General features: G+C 53.3%; 1 rRNA gene. It reads left to right on the forward strand.

The annotated features are described in order from the left end of the window. Positions 1-2,683: ribosomal RNA gene (locus AB4124_RS33970) — 23S ribosomal RNA — on the forward strand; the annotation flags it as partial.

The following is a 2,683-nucleotide window of genomic DNA, read 5'->3' on the forward strand; positions in this document are numbered from 1 at the left end:
AGTTACCCGTATCTGAATACATAGGATRCGAGGAGGCATACCCAGGGAACTGAAACATCTAAGTACCTGGAGGAAGAGAAAACAAGAGTGATTCCGTCAGTAGCGGCGAGCGAACGCGGAACAGCCTAAACCAGAGAGCTTGCTCTCTGGGGTTGTGGGACGTCTCACATGGAGTTACAAAGGAACATATTAGGCGAAGAGGTCTGGAAAGGCCCGCTATAAGAGGTAAAAGCCCTGTAGCCGAAAGTATATTCCCTCCGAGACGGATCCCGAGTAGTGCGGGGCACGTGAAACCCCGTATGAATCCAGCAGGACCATCTGCTAAGGCTAAATACTCCCTAGCGACCGATAGTGAAACAGTACCGTGAGGGAAAGGTGAAAAGCACCCCGGAAGGGGAGTGAAATAGATCCTGAAACCGTGTGCTTACAAGAAGTCAGAGCCCGATCTATGGGTGATGGCGTGCCTTTTGTAGAATGAACCGGCGAGTTACGTTCCCATGCAAGGTTAAGGYGAGAAGCCGTAGCCGCAGCGAAAGCGAGTCTGAATAGGGCGARTTAGTATGTGGACGTAGACCCGAAACCGTGTGATCTACCCCTGTCCAGGGTGAAGGTGCGGTAACACGCACTGGAGGCCCGAACCCACGTATGTTGAAAAATGCGGGGATGAGGTGGGGGTAGCGGAGAAATTCCAATCGAACTCGGAGATAGCTGGTTCTCCCCGAAATAGCTTTAGGGCTAGCCTCGGAATTGAGAGTCGTGGAGGTAGAGCACTGATTGGGTGCGGGGCCCGCAAGGGTTACCAAGCTCAGTCAAACTCCGAATGCCATAGACTTATATCCGGGAGTCAGACAGTGAGTGCTAAGATCCATTGTCAAAAGGGAAACAGCCCAGACCATCAGCTAAGGTCCCCAAGTGTGTGTTAAGTGGGAAAGGATGTGGAGTTGCACAGACAACCAGGATGTTGGCTTAGAAGCAGCCACCATTTAAAGAGTGCGTAATAGCTCACTGGTCGAGTGACTCTGCGCCGAAAATGTAACGGGGCTAAACACACCACCGAAGCTATGGCTTGATRCTTTGYATCAGGGGTAGGGGAGCGTTGTATGTAGGTTGAAGGTGTACCGTAAGGAGCGCTGGASAGYAYACAAGTGAGAATGCCGGTATGAGTAACGAAAAGATCAGTGAGAATCTGATCCGCCGAAAGCCCAAGGTTTCCTGAGGAAGGCTCGTCCGCTCAGGGTAAGTCGGGACCTAAGGTGAGGCCGAAAGGCGTAATCGAAGGACAACAGGTTGAAATTCCTGTACCACCGTAAACCGTTATGAACGATGGGGTGACGCAGGAGGGTAGTGACGCGGACTGATGGATGTCCGTCCAAGCAGTGAGGCTGATGTGTAGGCAAATCCGCACATCGATAAGGCTGGGCTGTGATGGGGAGTGAAAATTATAGTAGCGAAGGTCATGATCTCACACTGCCAAGAAAAGCCTCTAGTCAGGTGAAGGTGCCCGTACCGCAAACCGACACAGGTAGGCGAGAAGAGAATTCTAAGGCGCGCGGAAGAACTCTCGTTAAGGAACTCGGCAAAATGACCCCGTAACTTCGGGAGAAGGGGTGCCTCGGTAGGGTGAATAGCCCGAGGGGGCCGCAGTGAAAAGGCCCAAGCGACTGTTTAGCAAAAACACAGGTCTGTGCGAAGCCGTAAGGCGAAGTATACGGGCTGACGCCTGCCCGGTGCTGGAAGGTTAAGGGGAGCGGTTAGGGAGTAATCCCGAAGCTGTGAACCGAAGCCCCAGTAAACGGCGGCCGTAACTATAACGGTCCTAAGGTAGCGAAATTCCTTGTCAGGTAAATTCTGACCCGCACGAATGGCGTAACGACTTGGGCGCTGTCTCAACGAGAGATCCGGTGAAATTTTAATACCTGTGAAGATGCAGGTTACCCGCGACAAGACGGAAAGACCCCATGGAGCTTTACTGCAGCTTGATATTGGATTTGGGTACGATCTGTACAGGATAGGTGGGAGCCTTTGAAGCATGAGCGCCAGCTTGTGTGGAGGCGACGTTGGGATACCACCCTGATCGTATCTAGGTTCTAACCTGGTACCGTAATCCGGTACGGGGACAGTGTCAGGCGGGCAGTTTGACTGGGGCGGTCGCCTCCTAAAGAGTAACGGAGGCGCCCCAAGGTTCCCTCAGAATGGTTGGAAATCATTCGAAGAGTGCAAAGGCATAAGGGAGCTTGACTGCGAGACCTACAAGTCGAGCAGGGACGAAAGTCGGGCTTAGTGATCCGGTGGTACCGCATGGAAGGGCCATCGCTCAACGGATAAAAGCTACCCTGGGGATAACAGGCTTATCTCCCCCAAGAGTCCACATCGACGGGGAGGTTTGGCACCTCGATGTCGGCTCATCGCATCCTGGGGCTGAAGTAGGTCCCAAGGGTTGGGCTGTTCGCCCATTAAAGCGGTACGCGAGCTGGGTTCAGAACGTCGTGAGACAGTTCGGTCCCTATCTGTCGTGGGCGTAGGAAATTTGAGAGGAGCTGTCCTTAGTACGAGAGGACCGGGATGGACGTACCGCTGGTGCACCAGTTGTTCCGCCAGGAGCATGGCTGGGTAGCTACGTACGGAAGGGATAAGCGCTGAAAGCATCTAAGCGTGAAGCCCCCCTCAAGATGAGATTTCCCAA

This window comes from Paenibacillus sp. 2KB_20, assembly GCF_052115765.1.
Taxonomy (GTDB): domain Bacteria; phylum Bacillota; class Bacilli; order Paenibacillales; family Paenibacillaceae; genus Paenibacillus_AQ.